Raw genomic sequence first — 17,728 nt, forward strand, 5'->3', positions numbered from 1 at the left:
TCAGGCGTGCGGTCGGCCCGCGGCCCGGGCCAGGACCGGGGCCAGGTTCTCCCGGCGGATGCGCTGGTCCACGTAGAGCAGGCCGGAGGCCAGGGGCTGGAGGGGGCCCAGGACGGCCTGGGTCAGCAGCATGAGCAGCGTGGAGACCACCGCGGCCGTGCCCGTCGAGAAGAAGATCGTGCCGGGGGTGGCGTGCTGGGTGAGCGGGGCGGCGAAGAGGGACGCCTGCGTCACCAGGGAGACGGCCGTCTGCACCACGAAGGTGACGCCGGCGACGATCACCAGCATCACCAGCGTGTAGCCGAAGATCCGCCACCAGGCGCCGCGCACCAGCTGCGCGGACCGGCGCAGGGCGGTGAGGGTGCCGGCGGACTCGACGACGGCGGCCGTCGGGGCGAGGCTGAACCTCACCCAGAGCCAGAGGGCCGGCGGCGTCGCCGCGAGGGCGAGCAGGAGGAAGAGCACGCCGGTGACGGCCCACCCGGCGCCGCTGCCGTCGTCCGCCCCGATGCTCGCGACCATCGCGGCCAGCAGGAGGAAGAACCCGGCCATGAGGAGCAGGGCGGGCACGACGGCGGCCACGGCCGACAGCAGGACCGCGCCGAGCACCGGGCCGAGCCGGGACCACGCCCGGCGCCACACCGTCCCGAAGCCGACCCGGCGGCCGAGCACCGCCTCCTGGACGACGACCGCGACGGCGGAGTGCAGCAGGGCGGTCGCCAGCAGCAGCCCCACCGAGCAGGCCAGCCAGATCGCGCCGAGCAGGGTGAAGAGCGGCGTGAGGTCCGAGAGCGAGACGTCCTCGGCGGTGGAGGTGTGCGCCCACCGGTCGGAGAGGCCGGCCCAGGCGGCCGTGACCACCCCGGCGATCAGCAGCGCGGCCAGCGCGTAGGAGACCAGGGTGATGCCGAGCAGCACCTTCCAGTGGCGGCGGTACGCGGCGAAGGCGCCCCCCAGGACGTGGTTCAGGTCCAGGGGCGCCAGGGGTATCACGCCGGGCTTGGGCGGGGGCGGCACCGGAGCGTAGCCGTACCCGTACGGCCCAGGGGCATAAGTCATGCGCCCTACGCTATCCGCGACCTTTGTGTACGCCCGTACGCATGCCCGGCTACCCTCGCCCCATGGGTTACGGACTGCTCGCCGGGGCCATCGCGGCCGAGATCATCGCCACCACCTCCATGAAGTACAGCGAGGGCTTCACCAGGCTCTGGCCCTCGGTCGTCACGGGTGTCGGGTACCTCATCGCCTTCGCCCTGCTCGCCCAGGCCCTCAAGACCCTCCAGGTCGGCACCGCCTACGCGATCTGGTCCGGCGTCGGCACGGCCGCCGTCGCCGGCATCGGGATCCTCTTCCTCGGCGAGACCCTGAGCCTCGCCAAGATCGCCGGGATCGTCCTGATCGTCGCCGGCGTCGCCGTGCTCAACCTGGGCGGGGCGCACTGATGCCCCGGCCCCGGCGGTACGACCCCGAGCGGCGGGAGCGGATCGTGGACGCCGCCCTGCGGGTGGTGCGGCGGGACGGCATCGGAGGGCTGAGCCACCGCACGGTCGCGGCCGAGGCCGACGTGCCGCTCGGCTCCACCACGTACCACTTCGGCTCCCTCGACGAACTCCTCGTCGCCGCCCTGCGGAAGGTCAACGCCTCCTTCGCCGGCACCCTGCGCGCCCGGACCGCCCCCGACGCGGACGGGCTCGCCCGGCTCCTCGGGGAATGGCTGGGCGGCGAACGCGGCCAGGTGGAGCTGGAGTACGAGCTCTACCTCGCCGCCCTGCGCCGCCCCGCGCTCCGGCCGGTCGCCGCCGAATGGGCCGAGGAGGTCACCGCCGCCCTCGCCCCGCACACCGGACGGAGCACCGCCCGCGCCCTCGTCGCCCTGATGGACGGCATCGGCCTCCAGGTGCTGCTCACCGGCACGCCCTACGACGAGGAGTACGCCCGCGAGATGATCGCCCGGATCCTGCACGAAGGACCGAAAGAGCAGGCCGGGGGCTTGTCGGAAGCTCCGGTCCGGCCGACCGGCACCTGAGACCGGTTGGCCCGCGCGGGGCCCCGCCCGTTAGGTTTTCCGTCATGACCACCACTGCTCCTCGCACCACCGGCGCCGTCGCCGCCGGCCTCGCCACCCTCGCCGGCGACGGCACCGTCCTCGACACCTGGTTCCCCGCCCCCGGGCTCACCGACGAGCCCGGCCCGGCCGGCACCACCCGGCTCTCCCCGGACGAGGCGGTGAACGCCCTCGGCGAGGGCGCCGCCAAGGCCCTCGGCGTGGACGCCCGCCGCGGCGTCGAGGTGGTCGCCGTCCGCACCGTCATCGGCTCCCTCGACGAGAAGCCGCTCGACGCCCACGACGCCTACCTCCGCCTCCACCTGCTGAGCCACCGTCTGGTGCGGCCGCACGGCCAGAGCCTGGACGGCGTCTTCGGCCTCCTCGCCAACGTCGCCTGGACCTCGCTCGGTCCGGTCGCCGTCGACGACGTCGAGAAGGTGCGGCTCAACGCCCGCGCCGAGGGCCTGCACCTCCAGGTCACCTCGATCGACAAGTTCCCCCGCATGACCGACTACGTCGTCCCCGCCGGCGTCCGCATCGCCGACGCCGACCGCGTCCGCCTCGGCGCCCACCTGGCCGCCGGCACCACCGTCATGCACGAGGGCTTCGTCAACTTCAACGCCGGCACCCTCGGCACCTCCATGGTCGAGGGCCGCATCTCCGCCGGCGTCGTCGTCGGCGACGGCTCCGACATCGGCGGCGGCGCCTCCACCATGGGCACCCTCTCCGGCGGCGGCAACGTCGTTATCTCCATCGGCGAGCGCTGCCTGATCGGCGCCGAGGCGGGCGTCGGCATCGCGCTCGGCGACGAGTGCGTCGTCGAGGCCGGCCTGTACGTCACCGCCGGCACCCGGGTCACCCTGCCCGACGGCCAGGTCGTCAAGGCCCGCGACCTCTCCGGCGCCTCGAACATCCTCTTCCGCCGCAACTCGGTCACCGGCGCCGTCGAGGCCCGCCCGAACAACGCGGTCTGGGGCGGCCTCAACGAGGTCCTGCACAGCCACAACTGACGCCCCGGCCGTGCCTCCCGGCCGTCCTCAGACGGCCGGGAGGGCGGTCAGCCGCTTCCCGTGGAGCGCCATCAGGCGCGTGCCCGCCGCCGCGACGTACCACTGGTCGAGCGCCTCGCTGCCGTCGTTGTACCGCCAGCGCAGCTTCCCGCTGCGGGCGTCGAAGGCGAGGATCCCGCCCTTGTCGTCCAGCTCGGTGGCGGCGTAGAGCGTGGTGCCCACCTTGGCGAACTGCCCCGGGTACGCCACGTCGAGCAGCGCCTCGGTGCGCCAGCTCTCCCTGCCCGTCGCCGGGTCGACGGCCCGCACGACGTGGCCGGAGTCGGCGGCGTACAGCACCCCGTCGAGGACCCCGATCCCGTGGAAACGGGTGAACTCCTCCGACGCCAGGGACCACTTCTCCGCCCCGTCGGCCAGTGCGAAGGCACGCAGCCGCCCCGCGTCGGCGACGATCACCAGTCCGTCGTGGACCGCGAGCCGGCCGCTGTTGGACCGCCCGATCTTCTTCGTCCAGAGCTGGCGTCCGGTGTCGGTGGACCGGACCGTCACGTTCTCCTCGTAGTCCGTGTAGACGAGGTACCGCCCGGCGGCGTCGGCGGCGATCCCGTACTCCTGCGTCCCCGCGTCGCGCAGCTCCTGCCAGGCCACCTTGCCCGTCGAGGCGTCGATCGCGGCGACGACGTTCCGCTCGACGCGGAAGTCCTTCCCCAGGACGCCCGCGAGGACGTACACCCGGTGCTCGTCGGCGGCGATCGGCCGCGGCTGCGCGAACCGCTTGCCGAGCCGGCTGCGCCAGGTCTCCCGGCCCGTCGCCGGGTCGAGGCCGACGACGTCCCCGTCGTACCGTGCGCTCGCCAGGTAGAGCGTGCCGCCGCGCACCAGCATCCGCGCCCCCGGGACGGCGGCCTCCGCGCGGCGCCAGAGCTCCGCGCCGGTGGTGGCGGACCGGCCGATCAGCGGGTCGTTCGAGACGAGGACCACGTCGCCCGCGACGGCGAGCGCGTCCATGCCGAGGGCGCCCCCGGCGGTCCGCCGCTGCCACAGGGGCTCCGGGGCGGTGCCGGGCGGCGGGGTGGCGAAGGCCTCGCCGCCGCCGGCCGGAGCCCCGGAGGGGGTGCCCGAGGGGGCGGAGGGCGCGGCCGCTCCCGGTTCCTCCACCGGGCCGCAGCCCCAGGCGCCCGCGCCGAGGGCCGCGAGGCCCGCTCCCGTGCCCGTCCGCCGCAGCACCGTCCTGCGGGAGACCCCGCGCCCCTCGTGCCGTTCCATCCGTCCGCCCCTCACCTGGTCCGATTCCCTGTTCGACGGCGGGGAGCCTAGCGACCCGGCCGGGCGCCGCCCGGCTTCGGGACACGACGGGGACAGGACCGTGAACCTCGTGACGACACGGCAACCCTTTGTGATCACGGAGCGTTGTCACGGGGGAGCGCAGTGCTCCACCGAGAGACGAGGCGAGGAGCAGACATGAGGACGAAGCCCATGGTCGCGGGGGTGCTCACCGCGGCGGCGGTGCTGCTGCCGGCAGGGGCGGTCCGGGCGGACGAGACGCACACGCACAACGGGCCCACCGTGACCAACGGCCCCAGTCTCAGCCTGCACACCGGGCAGATCGACGACCCGCTGGAGGACGTCCTGGAGCACGCGGCGATCCTCGGGCGGACCTACACCACCGACTCCGCCTGAACCAGCTCCGCCAGCAGGACCCGCAGCCCGTCGGCCGTCTCCCGGTCGGCGGGCCGCAGCGGTTCGCGGACCGGTCCGCCGAGGAGGGCCTTCGCCGTGACCGTGCCGGGCAGGCCGGCGGCCATCATCCGCTCGACGAGGGGCAGCGTGCGGGCGTGCAGCCGGGCCGCCAGGGCGGTGTCGCCGGAGTCGTACGCGTCGAGGACGGCGGCGAGCGGGCGCGGGGCCACGTTGGCGACGGTGCTCACGTACCCCGCGCCGCCGACCGCGTACAGCGGGAGGTTCAGCTCCTCGCTGCCGGAGTAGTACGCGAGGGGGGTCTCGGCGATCAGCCGGGCGGCGGTCAGCAGGTCGTACGAGCAGTCCTTCACCGCGGTGATCCGGGGGTGCCCGGCGAGCCGGCGCATGGTGTCGGGCTCGACGCGGGTGCCGGTGCGGCCGGGGATGTCGTAGACCATCACGGGCAGCCCGGTGCCGTCCGCGACCTTCAGGAAGTGGGCGGCGACCGCGTCCTGCGGCGGGCGGCTGTAGTACGGCGTGACGACGAGCAGTCCGTCGGCCCCGGCCGCCTCCGCCCGGCGGCCCAGCTCGACGGTGTGCCGGGTGTCGGCCGTGCCCACGCCCGCGACCAGCGCCGGAGCCGGGCCGACCGCCTCCCGCACGGCCCGGACGAGCGCTTCCTTCTCGGCGTCCGTGGTGGTCGGGGACTCGCCGGTGGTGCCGTTCAGGACCAGGCCGTCGCAGCCGTCGCCGACCAGCCGGGCGGCCAGCTTCGCGGCCGCGTCGAGGTCCAGGGCCCCGGAGTCGGTGAAGGGCGTGACCATCGCGCAGAGGGCGCGGCCGAAGGGGCGGTGCGTTCCGGTAGTGCTCATGGCAGCAGTCTGGGCGGGTGTCACCGTTCAGGTCCACTTAGATCTGCTTGGCCGGAACGTTCAGTTCGGGTGAACGGAGGCCGGGCGGGGCGGAGGCCCGGTGGGGGGAGGCCCGGTGGGCGGAGGCCGGGTCAGAGGGGGAGCTTGAAGCCCTCGTGGCTCCGGGCGTACCCCAGCGAGGCGTAGAAGCGGTGGGCGTCGGCCCGCTCCTTGTTGCTGGTCAGCTGGACCAGGGCGCAGCCGCGCCCGCGGGCCCGCTCCGCCGCCAGCTCCATCAGCCGGCGCCCCAGGCCCGCGCCCCGGCGGTCGGCCCGGATCCGGACCGCCTCGATCAGCGCCCGCTCGGCGCCGCCCCTGCCGAGTCCCGGGATGTAGGTGGCCTGGAGGCAGCCGAGGACCGTGCCCCGCGCGTCGGCCAGCACCAGCATCTCGTTGCGCGGGTCGGCCTCGATGGCCGCGAAGGCCCGCTCGTGGGCCTCGTCGACCCGGACCGAGACCGGATCGACGACCCGCTCCCCGTCGGCCAGGAGGGCGAGGACGGCGGGGAGTTCGGCGCGGGTGGCGGGGCGAAGGATCACGGGGGCAGCCTCCCACGCCGAACCCCCTTGACCTCGACCAAGGTTGAGGGTGGAGGGTCGAACCGTCCGCACCGAGCAGGAGGAGAGCCCCATGAACGCCGTCGCCCACCCCGACCCCCGCCCCGACCTCCACCGCCCCGGGGTCGGCGCCGTCCTCGTCAGCACCTGGCGGGTCGGCACCCCCGAGCGCCAGCGCGCCGCCGTCGAGGCGATCCGGAGGACCTGGGAGGACCGTGACTGGCCGGACCCCGGCCTGCTCTCGTACAGCGTCCTCGCCGGGACCGACGGGGAGACGCTGCTGCACTACTCGCAGTGGACCGGCCAGCGGGTCTACGACGACTTCGTCCGCACCCACCGGGACGACCGGAACGCCGCGATCGACGCCGCCGTGCCGGGCATCGAGCGGGTGGAGCTCCGCCGCTACGGGCCGATCCACCGCTCCACCGTCCAGGCCGGCGCGGGCACGGGCGAACCGGCCGGGATCGTCGTGATCGTGGAGGCCGACTTCGACGGGGCCGGGCACCGGGAGGAGTGGGTGGACGCGGTGTTCGCCGCCCTGGACGAGGACGCGGCGACGCGGCCCGCGGCCGGCGGGATCAGCGGCCGGTTCCACCTGTCCGTCGACGGCGGCCGGGTCCTGAACTACGCCGACTGGGAGAGCGAGCGGGCCCACGAGGAGTGGATGGCGGACGGAGCCCCGCCGAGCGGGGCCTGGGCGCGGGTCCACCACCATCCGGCGCTCGTGGGCGGCCGGGTGCGCCGCTACGCGCCCGCGCTCAGCCTGAGCGCGGGCGCGTAGCGGCGGGATCCGGTTACGGGCGGAAGCGCAGGACCTGCGGGTCGTGGTCGCTGTCCTGGTCCGCGAACTCGGCGTTGATGTGCACGCTGTCGTACTCGAAGTGGTGCACGCCGGGGCTGGTCAGGATCTGGTCGAGGACCTGGCTGTTGCCCTGGTAGACGTACGAGTAGCGCTCGGAGCGCGGCAGCGACTTCACGGCGGGGTAGAGCACGTCGCCGTCGGTCAGCGCCTCGGTGGTGTCCGAGAACTCGAAGTCGTTGATGTCGCCGACGACGAGGACGTCCGCCTGCTTGTCGAGGGCCGTGATCTCCTTGACGAAGGCGTTCACGGCCTGCGCCTGGAGGAGGCGCTTGGCCTCGGAGGAACGGTTCGGCGGCTGGTGGTGGGAGACGATCGACTCGTCGCCGCCCTTCGAGCCGAAGTGGTTGGCGACCACGAAGACCGTGCGGCCGCGGAAGGTGAACTCGCCCGCGAGCGGCTTGCGGCTGGCCTCCCAGGCGGCGTTCGCCGGGTCGATCCGGCCGGGGGAGAGGGTGAGGGCGGCGCGGCCCTTCGATCCCGTGACGCCGGTCGCGGTGGTCGCGTCGCCGCCCGCGCGGTCGACGAAGGAGACCCGCTCGGGGTTGAAGAGGAAGACCTGACGGATGTTGCCGCCGGGCTCGCCGCCGTCCTTGTTGTTCTCCGGGTCGATCGAGCGCCACTCGTACGCCGGACCGCCGGCCGCCGCGATCGCGTCCGTGAACTTCTTCACGGTCTGACCGGCCGACACCGTGCCGTCGTTCTTGGCGCCGTTGTCGTCCTGGATCTCCTCCAGGGCCAGGACGTCCGGCGAGGCGAGGTTCTCGACGACCGCCTTCGCGAGGGAGTCGAACTTCTCCTGCGGGTCGGTCGGGTCGAGGTTCTCCACGTTGTACGTGGCGACGGCCAGCTCGTTCTTGTGCTGCTTCTGCGTGACCTCGCGCTTCAGGCCGAAGTCCACGACCTCGCCGAGGGTGCGGGCGGTCAGGGTGTAGCCGCCGAACTGGTTGAAGTCGAGCGGGCCCTCGGTCGAGCCGGTCAGCCAGTCGCCGACGTTCGCCTTCGGGAAGGGCCGCTGGGCGAGCGGGATCAGCGACTGGATCTGGAGCCGGCCGGTGTTCTGGGACTCGTACGAGCCGTAGACCGTGCCGCCGCGCCAGTTGCGGTTCTCCCACGGCTTCACCGTGACCCACAGCTCGGAGTACGGGTCCGTGGCGCCGACCACCCGCGAGGAGGAGACGCGGACGTTGGTGCCCTCCAGCGACTCGTAGTAGTCCAGGGCGTAGGCGTCCGGGTCCAGGGCCAGGCCGTTGATCGAGCCGCCGTTCGCCGGGTCGCCCGCGGGGGCGTAGGCGTCCGGCACCGACCAGGGGGCGATGGTGACCGGGGCGGGCAGCGCGTTGCCCTGCGAGACCACGGTGACCTTGGGACGGGAGAGCTGGGTCAGCGACTGGTTGCCGGAGCTCAGACCGCCGGGGACGTACTCGGTGACCGTGCCGTCGACGCTGACCGCGTCGCCGACCGCGACCGTCGGGTTGGAGCCGGTGAAGACGAACAGGCCCTCGCTGGTGGCCGGGTCGTCGTCGCCCTGCGGGTCCTGCATCCAGAAGCCGCGCGAGGAGCCGTAGCCGCGGACGCCGGTGACGACGCCCGTCACGCCGGTGACCTGCTTGCCGACGAGCGGCGAGACCCGGGTGGTGCCCTGGACGTCGTGGATGCGCACCGCGGCGCTGTCCTCGGCCGCGGCGCTCTGCGAGCCGGCGAGCAGTCCGGCCGCGAGGGCGGCCGCGACCACCGCGGAGACGGCGGCGGTTCTCGGTATGGAGGAAGGCATCAGGAGGCTCCGAGGGTGCTTGGAGGAACGGCAGAGGGATCTACGCGCGTCAATCTCTTGCGAGAGCCCCTCACTTGTCAAGGGTCGACGGGTGTACGAAGGCTGACGGGCCCGTGAACCGGCGGGCGTTCCCCCCGATGCGTCTACGCTGGGACGCCGGCCCCCACCGGCCGCCACCGGGATCCGCCGTCGGATCCGACGTGGTCCCCCACCGATCCACACCGGTCCACACCGATCCACGCACGCGTCGAGGAGATCCCCCACATGGCTGCGGAGCACCCCACCCTTCCCCCCGTTCGGCTGCCCTCGGACGCGGAGCTGGCTCGGGAAGCCCTGGCCGCCCCGCTCCTCGCCCACGCCGTGCGCCTCGCCCGCTGGGCGGGACCCGACACCCGGGTCGGGGCGGGCGGCGAACTCGTCGACGAGCAGCTCCCGGACGCGGTCGAGGTCCTCGGCCTCGGCGACGACGAGGACGCCGAGTACTGGGCGGGTGACGCCTGGCGGCTCGCCGTCGACACCGGTCTGGTCGACGTCGAGGACGGCGCCGCCGACGACGCCCCTGGCACCGCCGCCGCCGGTGGGAACCTCGCCGTCGTCGCCGGCGGCGCGCCCCGGGACGTGCTCGCGCTCTGGCTCGACGCCTTCGAGGCCGTCTTCGCCGACGCCGTCGCCCCGGTCCTCGACGACCTGGAGCCGCTGCTCGACGAGGACGGCGGCCTCGACCTCGACGCCCTCGACTGGGACCCCGAGGCGGAGGCCGACTTCCTGGAGGGCGTCCTCGGCAACCTCTACCTGCTGACCGTCAGCGAGGGCGGCCCCGGCGAGGGTCCCGTGCCGCTGCCCGCGCTCGCCGCCTCCATGGTCGTCCCCGACGACATGGGCGAGCCCACCGACGACGTCCTGGAGCAGGTCTCCGACGCGATGATGCGGCTCGACGAGCAGTTCCGGCTCCTGGAGCCGATCGGCCTCGTCGAGTACCAGCCCGTCGACGAGGCCCTGATGGCCGAGGAGGGCGAGGAGCCCGCCCCGTCCGTCGACGACGAGGACGTCTCCCGCTACGGCATGGTCCGGCTCACCCCGCTCGGCCTCTACGGCGTCCGCACCCGCATGCGGGAGGCCGGCGTCGACGCCCCCGCCGTCGGCGACCTCGCGGAGAAGGACGCCGACACCCTCCTCGCCGGCCTCGTCGGCTACCCCGAGGCCGCCGCCCGCGCCGAGACCGAGGACTGGCTCGCCGGCCGGGAGCCGGTCCCCGCCGCCGCCGAACTCCTCGCCGCCGCCCGGGGCTCCGACCCCGCCTCCCCGCTCCGCCGCCTCCACTGCCAGCAGGCCCTCGCCCTGGTCGGCCCCGAGGCCGAGCCGGTCGTCCGCGCGGTCCTCGGCGACCCCGAGCTCGGCGGCCTCGCCCGCGTCTGGCTCGCCGAGCGCGGCGCCGCCGACGTGCCCGCCCCGCCGGAGTCCATGATCTTCTGGCTCGCCGTGGACACCATCGCCGCCCAGCTCGACGCCGCCGGCGACCTGGCCGAGCTCCAGGAGCTCATCGAGGGGCTGACCAGCCGTCACACCGGCTTCCTGGAGACCGCCTGGCGCGTCGAGCACCCCTCCACGGCCGACGTCCTCGACGCGATGGGCCGGCTCCACCCGGACAAGACGGCCGCCAAGGAGGCCCGCAAGGCCGCCTTCAAGGCCCGCTCCCGCACCGGCCAGGCCTGACCGGTCCGCTCCCCGCGGCCGCGGAGCGCCTTTCCCCGGACCGGGGCAGGCGCTCCGCGGCCGTTCCCGCGCCGTTCAGCCGCCGTTCCCGCGGGCGCGCGATGGTGTGCGCGACATCCGGCCACCAGCATGGGAGAGACCGCACACCATGGCGCTCAACCGCAGAGAGTTCACCCAGAAGTCCGCCGTCGCCGGCTTCGCCCTCACCGGCGCCGTCGGAGTGCTCGCCACCGCGCCGGAGGCCCTCGCGAGCGACGAGCGGTCCCACGGCGGGCACGGCCACGACGACGACCACGGCCACGGCGACCACGGGCACGGCCACCACCGCCTCGGCTACGGCCCCCTCGTCGCCGACCCCGACGGCGTCCTCGCCCTCCCCGAGGGGTTCGCCTACCGGGTCGTCACCCGCACCGGCGTCACCCGTCTGGAGAGCGGCGAGTCCACCCCCTCCCACCACGACGGCGCCGCCACCTTCGCCGGGCCGCGCGGCACCACGTACATCGTCTACAACCACGAGCTCAAGGGCGCCCGCTCCCGGTGGGAGCACCCCGTGCCGCTCACCGAGGGCCTCGTCTACGACCCGGCCGCGGCCGGCGGCTGCACCGTCGTCGAGGTGCACCGCGACGGCACCGTCGCCGAGTGGGTCGGCATCTCCGGCACCTCCACCAACTGCGCCGGCGGCCGCACCTCCTGGGGCACCTGGCTGACCTGCGAGGAGAACTCCGACCTCGCCGGCAAGAACGGCATGACCAAGGACCACGGGTACGTCTTCGAGGTCGACCCCCGGGACCGGCGGGCCAACCTCGATCCCAAGCCCCTCAAGTTCTTCGGCCGCTACGACCACGAGGCCGTCGTCGTCGACCCCGAGCGGGGCCACGCCTACCTCACCGAGGACGCCTCCAACCCCAACGGCCTCCTCTTCCGCTGGGTCCCGCCGCAGGGCTTCGAGCACGGCCGCGGCCGGTACCGCCCGCTCGCCGACGACGCCGGCGTCCTCCAGGCCGCCAAGTGCATCGACTCCGCCGGGCGGTTCGTCGACGACCTCTCCCGCGCCACCCGCATCGGCACCGTCTACGGCGTCGACTGGACCGACGTCCCCGACCGCGACGGCCGCGCCACGCCGGTGCGCAAGCAGTTCGCCGACGGCCAGGTCACCCGCGCCCGGAAGCTGGAGGGCATGTGGTGGGCCGACGGCGGCGCCTACGTCGTCTCCTCCTACGCGCGCGAGGAGAGCCCCGGCGCGGCCCACGACGGCCAGGTCTGGTTCTACGACCCCAAGCGCCGCACCCTCACCCTCAAGGTGCTGCTCGGCGTGAACCCCGCGCCCGAGCAGGACGGCGCCTACGACGGCCCCGACAACATCACCGTCTCCCCGTACGGCGGGCTCGTCATCGCCGAGGACGGCGAGGGCGTCTCGCACCTCTTCGGCGCCACCGACTCGGGCCGCACCTACCCGATCGCGCGCAACGACCTCAACGACAGCGAGTTCACCGGCGTCGTCTTCTCGCCCGACGGCGACACCCTGTACGCGAGCATCCAGGACCCGGGCATCATGGTGGCGATCACCGGTCCCTGGCGCCGCCAGCCCCGCCGCTGACGCCCCGTCGGACCCCGGCGCCCGCACGTCGGGGGAAGCCGTGAGGAATCGGGACGGGTTCCCGTCGGGTTCCCGCCAGGTTCCATGATCCTCTGTCGGCTCCGTGGACTGACATCTAACCTGTCAGTCCATGGACGACGCTCTGCGGCCCGTGGGCCGGACCCTGTTGCGCGACCGGGCCTACGAGTCGCTGCGCGAGGCGATCGTGCGCGGCGACCTCGCCCCCGGCGCCCTGCTCAAGGACGCCGACCTCGCCGACCGCCTCGGTCTCTCCCGCGCGCCCGTCCGCGACGCCCTCGCCCGGCTCACCGTCGAGGGCCTCGTCGAGACCAAGCCGCAGAGCTACACCCGGGTCACCCGGCCGGTCACCCGGATCGTCCGGGACGCGGCCTCCGTCGTCCGGGTGATGCACGAGCTCGCCGCCCGCACCGCCGTGCCGCTGCTCGGCCCCGGGGCGATCCGCGCGATGCGCGAGGCCAACGAGCGCTTCGCCGCCGCCGTCCGCGCCTCCGACGTCGAGGCGGCCCTCGACGCCGACGACGAGCTCCACCAGGTCCTCGTCGGCGCCAGCGGCAACCACGCGGCCGCCGCCACCATCGACCGCTACACGCCGCTGATCCGCCGGGTCGAGCGCCGGCTCTTCGGCGATTCCGGCAGCTGCGGCTCCGCCGAACTGCACGCCCGCCTCATCGACGCCTGCGCCGCCGGGGACGTCGAGGAGGCCGTGCGGATCACCAGCGAGATCTGGACCGCGCTCGAACAGCTCGCCGACGACGCCACCGAGGTCGCCGAGGTCACGGGCATCCCCGCGGCCTCGGGCGTCCCCGCGCCCTCGGAGCCTTAGGGCCCCCTCCTGTCCCCGCCCCGTCCGCCACCCAGGGAGAGCCGCCCGTGCCGATCACCGACTTCGAACGCTATCCGCTCCTCTTCGGACCCTCCCCGGTCCACCCCCTCGAACGGCTCGGGCACCACCTCGGCGGCCCGTCCCTGTGGGCCAAGCGCGAGGACTGCAACTCCGGCGTCGCGTACGGCGGGAACAAGACCCGCAAGCTGGAGTACCTGGTCGCGGACGCCCTCGCGCAGGGCTGCGACACCCTGGTCTCCATCGGCGGCGTGCAGTCCAACCACACCCGCCAGGTCGCGGCCGTCGCCGCCCGCGCGGGGCTGCGCTGCGTGCTGGTGCAGGAGAGCTGGGTCGAGTGGCCCGACGCCGTCTACGACAAGGTCGGCAACATCCTGATCAGCCGGCTGGCCGGCGCCGACGTGCGGCTGGTGCGGGCCGGCTTCGGGATCGGCTTCAAGGAGAGCTGGGAGCAGGCGCTGCGCGAGGTCGAGGAGGGCGGCGGGAAGCCGTACGCGATCCCGGCCGGCGCCTCCGACCACCCGCTCGGCGGCCTCGGCTTCGCGAACTGGGCCTACGAGGTGGCGGAGCAGGAGCGGGAGCTCGGCGTCTTCTTCGACACGGTGGTGGTCTGCTCGGTGACCGGCTCCACCCAGGCCGGCATGGTCGCGGGCTTCGCCGCGCTCGCCGAGGAGGGCGGCCGGCCCCGCCGGGTCATCGGGATCGACGCCTCCGCGAAGCCCGCCGAGACCCACGGGCAGATCACCCGGATCGCCCGGTCCACCGCCGCGCTCATCGGCGTCGAGCGCGAACTCACCGGGGCCGACGTGGAGCTGGACGAGCGCTACCACGCCGGCGTCTACGGCGTCCCGGACGAGGCCACCCTCGACGCGATGCGGCTCGCCGCCCGCACCGAGGGCATGGTCACCGACCCCGTCTACGAGGGGAAGTCGATGGCCGGGCTGATCGACCTGGTGGACCGGGGCGAGATCGGCCGGGGCTCGACCGTGCTCTACGCGCACCTCGGCGGTCAGCCCGCCCTCAACGCCTACAGCGCGCTGTTCTCCTAGCGCGACGCCGGAGTCCGGCGCCCGGGGGCGCGCCCCGGGCGCCGGACTCCGCGCGGGGCCGGGGACCGCCCGCTCAGAGCGCCTGGGCGGCGGGCTTCACCATGCCCCGCACCGTCCGGGACTTCACGAACTCGCCCATCGCGGTCATCTCCCACTCGCCGGAGAACTGCTTGATGAGCTTGGCCATCATCACGCCGGTCTGCGGCTCGGCGGAGGTCAGGTCGAAGCGGACCAGCTCCTCGCCGGTCGCCGCGTCCATCAGCCGGCAGTACGCCTTGGCGACCTCGGTGAACTTCTGGCCGGAGAAGGAGTTGACCGTGAAGACCAGGCCGGTGGCGTCGGCCGGCAGCCGGCCCAGGTCGACGGTGATGACCTCGTCGTCGCCGGCGCCCTCGCCCGTGAGGTTGTCGCCGGAGTGCCGGACGGACCCGCCCAGGATGGTCAGCTTGCCGAAGTAGCAGCTGTCCAGGTGGTTGCGCTGCGGGCCGTACGCGATGACCGAGGCGTCCAGGTCGATGTCCTTGCCCCGGTACGCGGGCTCCCAGCCGAGGCCCATCTTCACCTGGGAGAGCAGCGGACGGCCGCCCTTGACCAGCGAGACCGTCTGGTTCTTCTGGAGGCTGACCCGGCCCTTGTCGAGGTTGATCTTGCCGGTGGCGGCCGGGGCGGCCGGGGCCGCGGCGGCGACCCGCGGGTCCGCCGGGGGAGCCGGCGGCATCGGCGGGGGAGTGAAGGAGGGCAGCGTCTGCGCGGGCGGGGCCGGCGGCGCGGGGGCGACCGGGGCGGCCGGCGCGGGGGCCGCGGCGGGCTCCTCGTCGACCGAGACGCCGAAGTCGGTCGCGATGCCGGCCAGGCCGTTCGCGTATCCCTGGCCGACGGCGCGGACCTTCCAGGCGCCGTTGCGCTGGTAGATCTCGACGACCACCAGGGCCGTCTCGCCGGCCAGCCGGGGCGGGGTGAAGGTGGCGATGACCGCGCCGCTGTCGGCGTCGCGGACGGTCGCGGTGGGCTCGATGCCCTGGAAGGTCTGGCCGGCGGCGTCCGGACTGGCCGTGACGACGATCCTCTCGATGCCGGCGGGCAGGCCGCCGGTGTCCACCAGGATCGCGTCCGGCGCCGCGCCGCCGCCGGAGCGGTAGGTGACGCCGGGGCCCGCGGGCTGGTTGTAGAAGATGAAGTCGTCGTCCGAGCGCACCTTGCCGTTGGCGCCGAGCAGCAGGCCCGAGACGTCGAGCCGCACGGGGGCGGCGACGTCCACCGCCACGCGGGGGGCGGTGAGCGGGAGGTTCGAGCCGGGGGTCATTGCGGTCATGCCAGGCTCAACGATCCGGGTCCCTTTGCCGTTCCCTTACCCGCGGCGGGTTCCGCCACCCTGGTTACGCGGATGGCTCCGCGCCTGCCGCTCGTTGCCGAAACGGTACGCCCCGGTCCAGCGGGCCATCACCAGCTGGAGGTCGCCGGACTCCGCCTCGGCCAGGAACTTCGCCGCCCGGGCGCCGCGCAGCACCCCCGCGGCGCGGCCGTGGTGGGTGAGGACGACGGAGCCGTCCTTGCGCTCCTCGTAGGCGAATCCATGGGGTTGTGGCATGCCGGCATCCTGCCCGCCCCCGGACGGTTCCGTCATATGAATTATCTTTCGCACCGTGGGTGCAGCGGGTGGGAGTTTCACGACCGGGGACGTCGACGAGGCGCGTCAGGAACTCGACGTGCGCTACTACACCAGCCGGATGGACGTCGTGGACGACCACCGGTCCTTCGCGGCCCGCTTCGACATCGTCGAGTTCGGGCCGCTCGTCATCGGCGACCTGAGCTGCGGGGCGGACGTCCGGATGAGCTTCGGCGAGCTGGGCGCGTACCACCTCAACGCCCCGCTCAGCGGCACCATGGAGATGCGCCAGGGCCGCGGCCCCGCGGTCCGGGCCACCGCCCGCGAGGCGCTCCTCCTCGACCCCTCCGGGGACACCTTCCTCGACCGCTGGAGCGGCGACGGGCGGATCCTCTCGGTCAAGGTCGGCGCCGACGAGCTGCGCGACCGGCTGGAGAGCCTGCTCGGCCGGCCGCCGCAGGGCCCGCTCGCCTTCCGGCCCCGCGTCGACATCTCGCGCGGCCCCGGCCTCGGCTGGGTGCGGTTCGCCCGCCGGGTCGCCGCGGAGGCGCTCGCCGGGGAGGGCCTCGCCCATCACGAACTCGTCGCCCGCCCGCTCCAGGAGGCGCTCCTCAACGGGCTGCTGCTCGCCGCCGAGCACCCCTGGCGCGAGGAGCTCGCCCACCCGGCCGGGCCGCGCCGCCCGGCGCCGGTGAAGCGGGCCATGGACGCGGTGCGGGAGCGCCCCGAACACCCCTTCACCACCTCCGATCTCGCCGCCCACGCGCGGGTGAGCGTCCGCAGGCTCCAGGAGTCCTTCCGGGAGTACGTCGGGATGTCGCCGATGGCGTACGTCCGCGAGGTCCGGCTCGAACGGGTGCGGGAGGAGCTGCGGGCGGCGGAGCCGGACGAGGTGAGCGTGAGCGAGGTCGCCTGGCGCTGGGGCTTCGCCCACCAGGGCCGTTTCGCCGCGCACTACCGCGAGAAGTTCGGCGAGTCGCCCTCCCGGACGCTGCGGACGGCGCCCTGAGCCGGGGCGTGCGCCCGCGTGCTCCTGTCGGCCGCGCATTCCGGACAGAGGCCGCGTTCCGTGGCTCGCGGTGATCTTGGTGGCGGCCTACGGTGGGAGCGTCCGGCGCTGCCAGCGCGCGCCGTCGAACCGGGCCCGGTCGGCTCCCCCGTATCACCGACCGGGCCCGCGGACGTCCGCTCCGTCCCCGTCCGGCCCCCCGGCACGCCAGCGGGGGGCCGTGGTGGTGAAGCCGCCGCCGAGGTAGACGTCGTCGGGGGTGCCCGCCGGCGGGAGGCCGTGTTCGGCGATCAGCTTCTCCGCGTACCGCTCCGAGTCGTCCCGGGGCTCGTAGCCCAGCGCCCTGGCGGACGACAGGTCCCACCACTCGCGCGTGTTGGCGGAGGAGCCGTGCACCACGGTGTGGCCGACGTCCGGCGCGGTGAGCGCGGCGTGCAGCAGCCGGGCGCAGTCGGCGGGGCTGAGCCAGAGGGAGAGCATCCGGACCGACGTGGGCTCGGGGAAGCAGGAGCCGATGCGGACGGAGACGGTCTCGACGCCGTGCCGGTCCCAGTAGAGCTGGGCCAGGTCCTCGCCGAAGCACTTGGAGAGGCCGTAGAAGGTGTCGGGCCGGTGCGGGGTGGTGACCGGCACCGGCGGCTCGCCGTCGCGCGGCCGGGGGGTGAAGCCGACCGCGTGGTTGCTGGAGGCGAAGACGATCCGGCCGACGCCCTCCTCGCGGGCCGCCTCGTAGAGGTGGTGGAGGCCGGTGACGTTCGCGGCGACGATCGCGTCGAAGTCGGCCTCCAGGGATATCCCGGCCAGGTGCACGATCGCGTCCACCCCCCGCACGGCCTCGCGCAGCGCCGCCCGGTCGGCGAGGTCGGCGACGACCGCGTCCGGGGCGCCGGGCACCGGGACGGCGTCGAGGAGGCGCAGCGCGTAGCCGTGGGCCGGGAGCAGCTCCCGCATGAGGGTGCCGACGCCGCCGGCGGCACCGGTGAGGAGGAGGGTGCGGGGTGCGGGCATCGGGGGGTTCTCCTCGGCTGGGACGCGGGGCCGGTCGGCGGCCATT

At 74.4% G+C, this 17,728-nt stretch carries 18 protein-coding genes; 10 read left to right on the top strand and 8 right to left on the bottom strand.

Features of this window, described 5'->3' with window-relative positions; translation table 11 throughout:
* Positions 1-1,059 (bottom strand): DUF7847 domain-containing protein, encoded by a 1,059-nt coding sequence (locus IE287_RS21060; RefSeq protein ID WP_189850677.1) that lies wholly within the window; start codon positions 1,057-1,059, stop codon positions 1-3.
* 62 nt (positions 1,060-1,121) lie between these two features.
* Between IE287_RS21060 and IE287_RS21065 the strand changes: the two genes are divergently transcribed.
* From IE287_RS21065 to dapD, 3 genes are read left to right on the top strand one after another with little or no spacing between them, the layout of a single operon-like run.
* Entirely contained in the window at positions 1,122-1,442 is a 321-nt protein-coding gene (locus tag IE287_RS21065) for a DMT family transporter (RefSeq protein WP_189850678.1), read from the top strand.
* Positions 1,442-2,026 (top strand): TetR/AcrR family transcriptional regulator, encoded by a 585-nt coding sequence (locus tag IE287_RS21070; protein ID WP_189850679.1) that lies wholly within the window; start codon positions 1,442-1,444, stop codon positions 2,024-2,026. Before IE287_RS21065 ends, IE287_RS21070 begins: the two co-directional genes overlap by 1 nt.
* 44 nt (positions 2,027-2,070) lie before the next feature.
* Entirely contained in the window at positions 2,071-3,057 is a 987-nt protein-coding gene (gene dapD / locus IE287_RS21075; RefSeq protein WP_189850680.1) for a 2,3,4,5-tetrahydropyridine-2,6-dicarboxylate N-succinyltransferase, read from the top strand.
* A 27-nt stretch (positions 3,058-3,084) separates the two neighbouring features.
* Here the strand turns inward: dapD and IE287_RS21080 are convergent, their stop codons facing one another.
* Positions 3,085-4,323, bottom strand: a complete 1,239-nt coding sequence (locus IE287_RS21080) for an outer membrane protein assembly factor BamB family protein (protein ID WP_189850681.1) — start codon at positions 4,321-4,323, stop codon at positions 3,085-3,087.
* 195 nt (positions 4,324-4,518) lie between these two features.
* Between IE287_RS21080 and IE287_RS21085 the strand changes: the two genes are divergently transcribed.
* Positions 4,519-4,737 (top strand): hypothetical protein, encoded by a 219-nt coding sequence (locus IE287_RS21085; protein ID WP_189850682.1) that lies wholly within the window; start codon positions 4,519-4,521, stop codon positions 4,735-4,737.
* Here the strand turns inward: IE287_RS21085 and dapA are convergent.
* Both dapA and IE287_RS21095 read right to left on the bottom strand, forming a co-directional pair.
* Positions 4,716-5,609 (bottom strand): 4-hydroxy-tetrahydrodipicolinate synthase, encoded by an 894-nt coding sequence (gene dapA, locus IE287_RS21090; protein ID WP_189850683.1) that lies wholly within the window; start codon positions 5,607-5,609, stop codon positions 4,716-4,718. The two genes, IE287_RS21085 and dapA, sit on opposite strands and share 22 nt — an antisense overlap.
* 131 nt (positions 5,610-5,740) lie before the next feature.
* Positions 5,741-6,187 carry a GNAT family N-acetyltransferase gene (locus IE287_RS21095; RefSeq protein ID WP_229883623.1) on the bottom strand — a complete coding sequence of 149 codons (447 nt, stop codon included), beginning with the start codon at positions 6,185-6,187 and terminating at the stop codon, positions 5,741-5,743.
* A gap of 91 nt (positions 6,188-6,278) precedes the next feature.
* Here IE287_RS21095 and IE287_RS21100 point away from each other — a divergent pair, with 91 nt between their 5' ends.
* Positions 6,279-6,986, top strand: coding sequence for an antibiotic biosynthesis monooxygenase family protein (locus IE287_RS21100; RefSeq protein ID WP_189850685.1), 708 nt, complete (start codon positions 6,279-6,281; stop codon positions 6,984-6,986).
* Positions 6,987-6,999: 13 nt separating this feature from the next.
* Here IE287_RS21100 and IE287_RS21105 read toward each other — a convergent pair whose 3' ends face one another.
* Positions 7,000-8,838, bottom strand: a complete 1,839-nt coding sequence (locus tag IE287_RS21105) for a DUF8508 domain-containing protein (RefSeq protein ID WP_189850686.1) — start codon at positions 8,836-8,838, stop codon at positions 7,000-7,002.
* A 264-nt stretch (positions 8,839-9,102) separates the two neighbouring features.
* On the opposite strand from IE287_RS21105, the gene IE287_RS21110 reads away from it, so the two are divergent.
* The 4 genes from IE287_RS21110 (at position 9,103) to IE287_RS21125 (ending at position 14,059) form a co-directional block, all read left to right on the top strand.
* Positions 9,103-10,551, top strand: coding sequence for a hypothetical protein (locus IE287_RS21110; RefSeq protein WP_189850687.1), 1,449 nt, complete (start codon positions 9,103-9,105; stop codon positions 10,549-10,551).
* Between the two features lie 148 nt (positions 10,552-10,699).
* Positions 10,700-12,148 (top strand): alkaline phosphatase PhoX, encoded by a 1,449-nt coding sequence (locus IE287_RS21115; RefSeq protein ID WP_189850688.1) that lies wholly within the window; start codon positions 10,700-10,702, stop codon positions 12,146-12,148.
* A gap of 130 nt (positions 12,149-12,278) precedes the next feature.
* Positions 12,279-12,992, top strand: coding sequence for a GntR family transcriptional regulator (locus IE287_RS21120; RefSeq protein WP_189850689.1), 714 nt, complete (start codon positions 12,279-12,281; stop codon positions 12,990-12,992).
* Between the two features lie 47 nt (positions 12,993-13,039).
* Positions 13,040-14,059, top strand: a complete 1,020-nt coding sequence (locus IE287_RS21125; RefSeq protein WP_189850690.1) for a 1-aminocyclopropane-1-carboxylate deaminase — start codon at positions 13,040-13,042, stop codon at positions 14,057-14,059.
* 73 nt (positions 14,060-14,132) lie between these two features.
* Here IE287_RS21125 and IE287_RS21130 read toward each other — a convergent pair whose 3' ends face one another.
* Together IE287_RS21130 and IE287_RS21135 are read right to left on the bottom strand one after the other, a co-directional pair.
* The gene (locus IE287_RS21130) at positions 14,133-15,362 is read right to left on the bottom strand and encodes a TerD family protein (protein ID WP_189850773.1); all 1,230 of its coding nucleotides are present in this window, start codon (positions 15,360-15,362) and stop codon (positions 14,133-14,135) included.
* A gap of 45 nt (positions 15,363-15,407) precedes the next feature.
* Complete coding sequence (locus IE287_RS21135; protein WP_189850691.1) at positions 15,408-15,647, bottom strand: hypothetical protein; 240 nt, start codon at positions 15,645-15,647, stop codon at positions 15,408-15,410.
* A gap of 55 nt (positions 15,648-15,702) precedes the next feature.
* Between IE287_RS21135 and IE287_RS21140 the strand changes: the two genes are divergently transcribed.
* Complete coding sequence (locus tag IE287_RS21140; protein ID WP_229883624.1) at positions 15,703-16,674, top strand: AraC family transcriptional regulator; 972 nt, start codon at positions 15,703-15,705, stop codon at positions 16,672-16,674.
* A 153-nt stretch (positions 16,675-16,827) separates the two neighbouring features.
* Here the strand turns inward: IE287_RS21140 and IE287_RS21145 are convergent, their stop codons facing one another.
* On the bottom strand, positions 16,828-17,682 hold the full coding sequence (locus tag IE287_RS21145; RefSeq protein WP_189850692.1) for an NAD-dependent epimerase/dehydratase family protein: 855 nt from the start codon (positions 17,680-17,682) through the stop codon (positions 16,828-16,830).
* Between the last annotated feature and the right edge of the window lie 46 nt (positions 17,683-17,728).

It is taken from the genome of Streptomyces omiyaensis (genome assembly GCF_014650895.1).
GTDB lineage: Bacteria > Actinomycetota > Actinomycetes > Streptomycetales > Streptomycetaceae > Streptomyces > Streptomyces omiyaensis.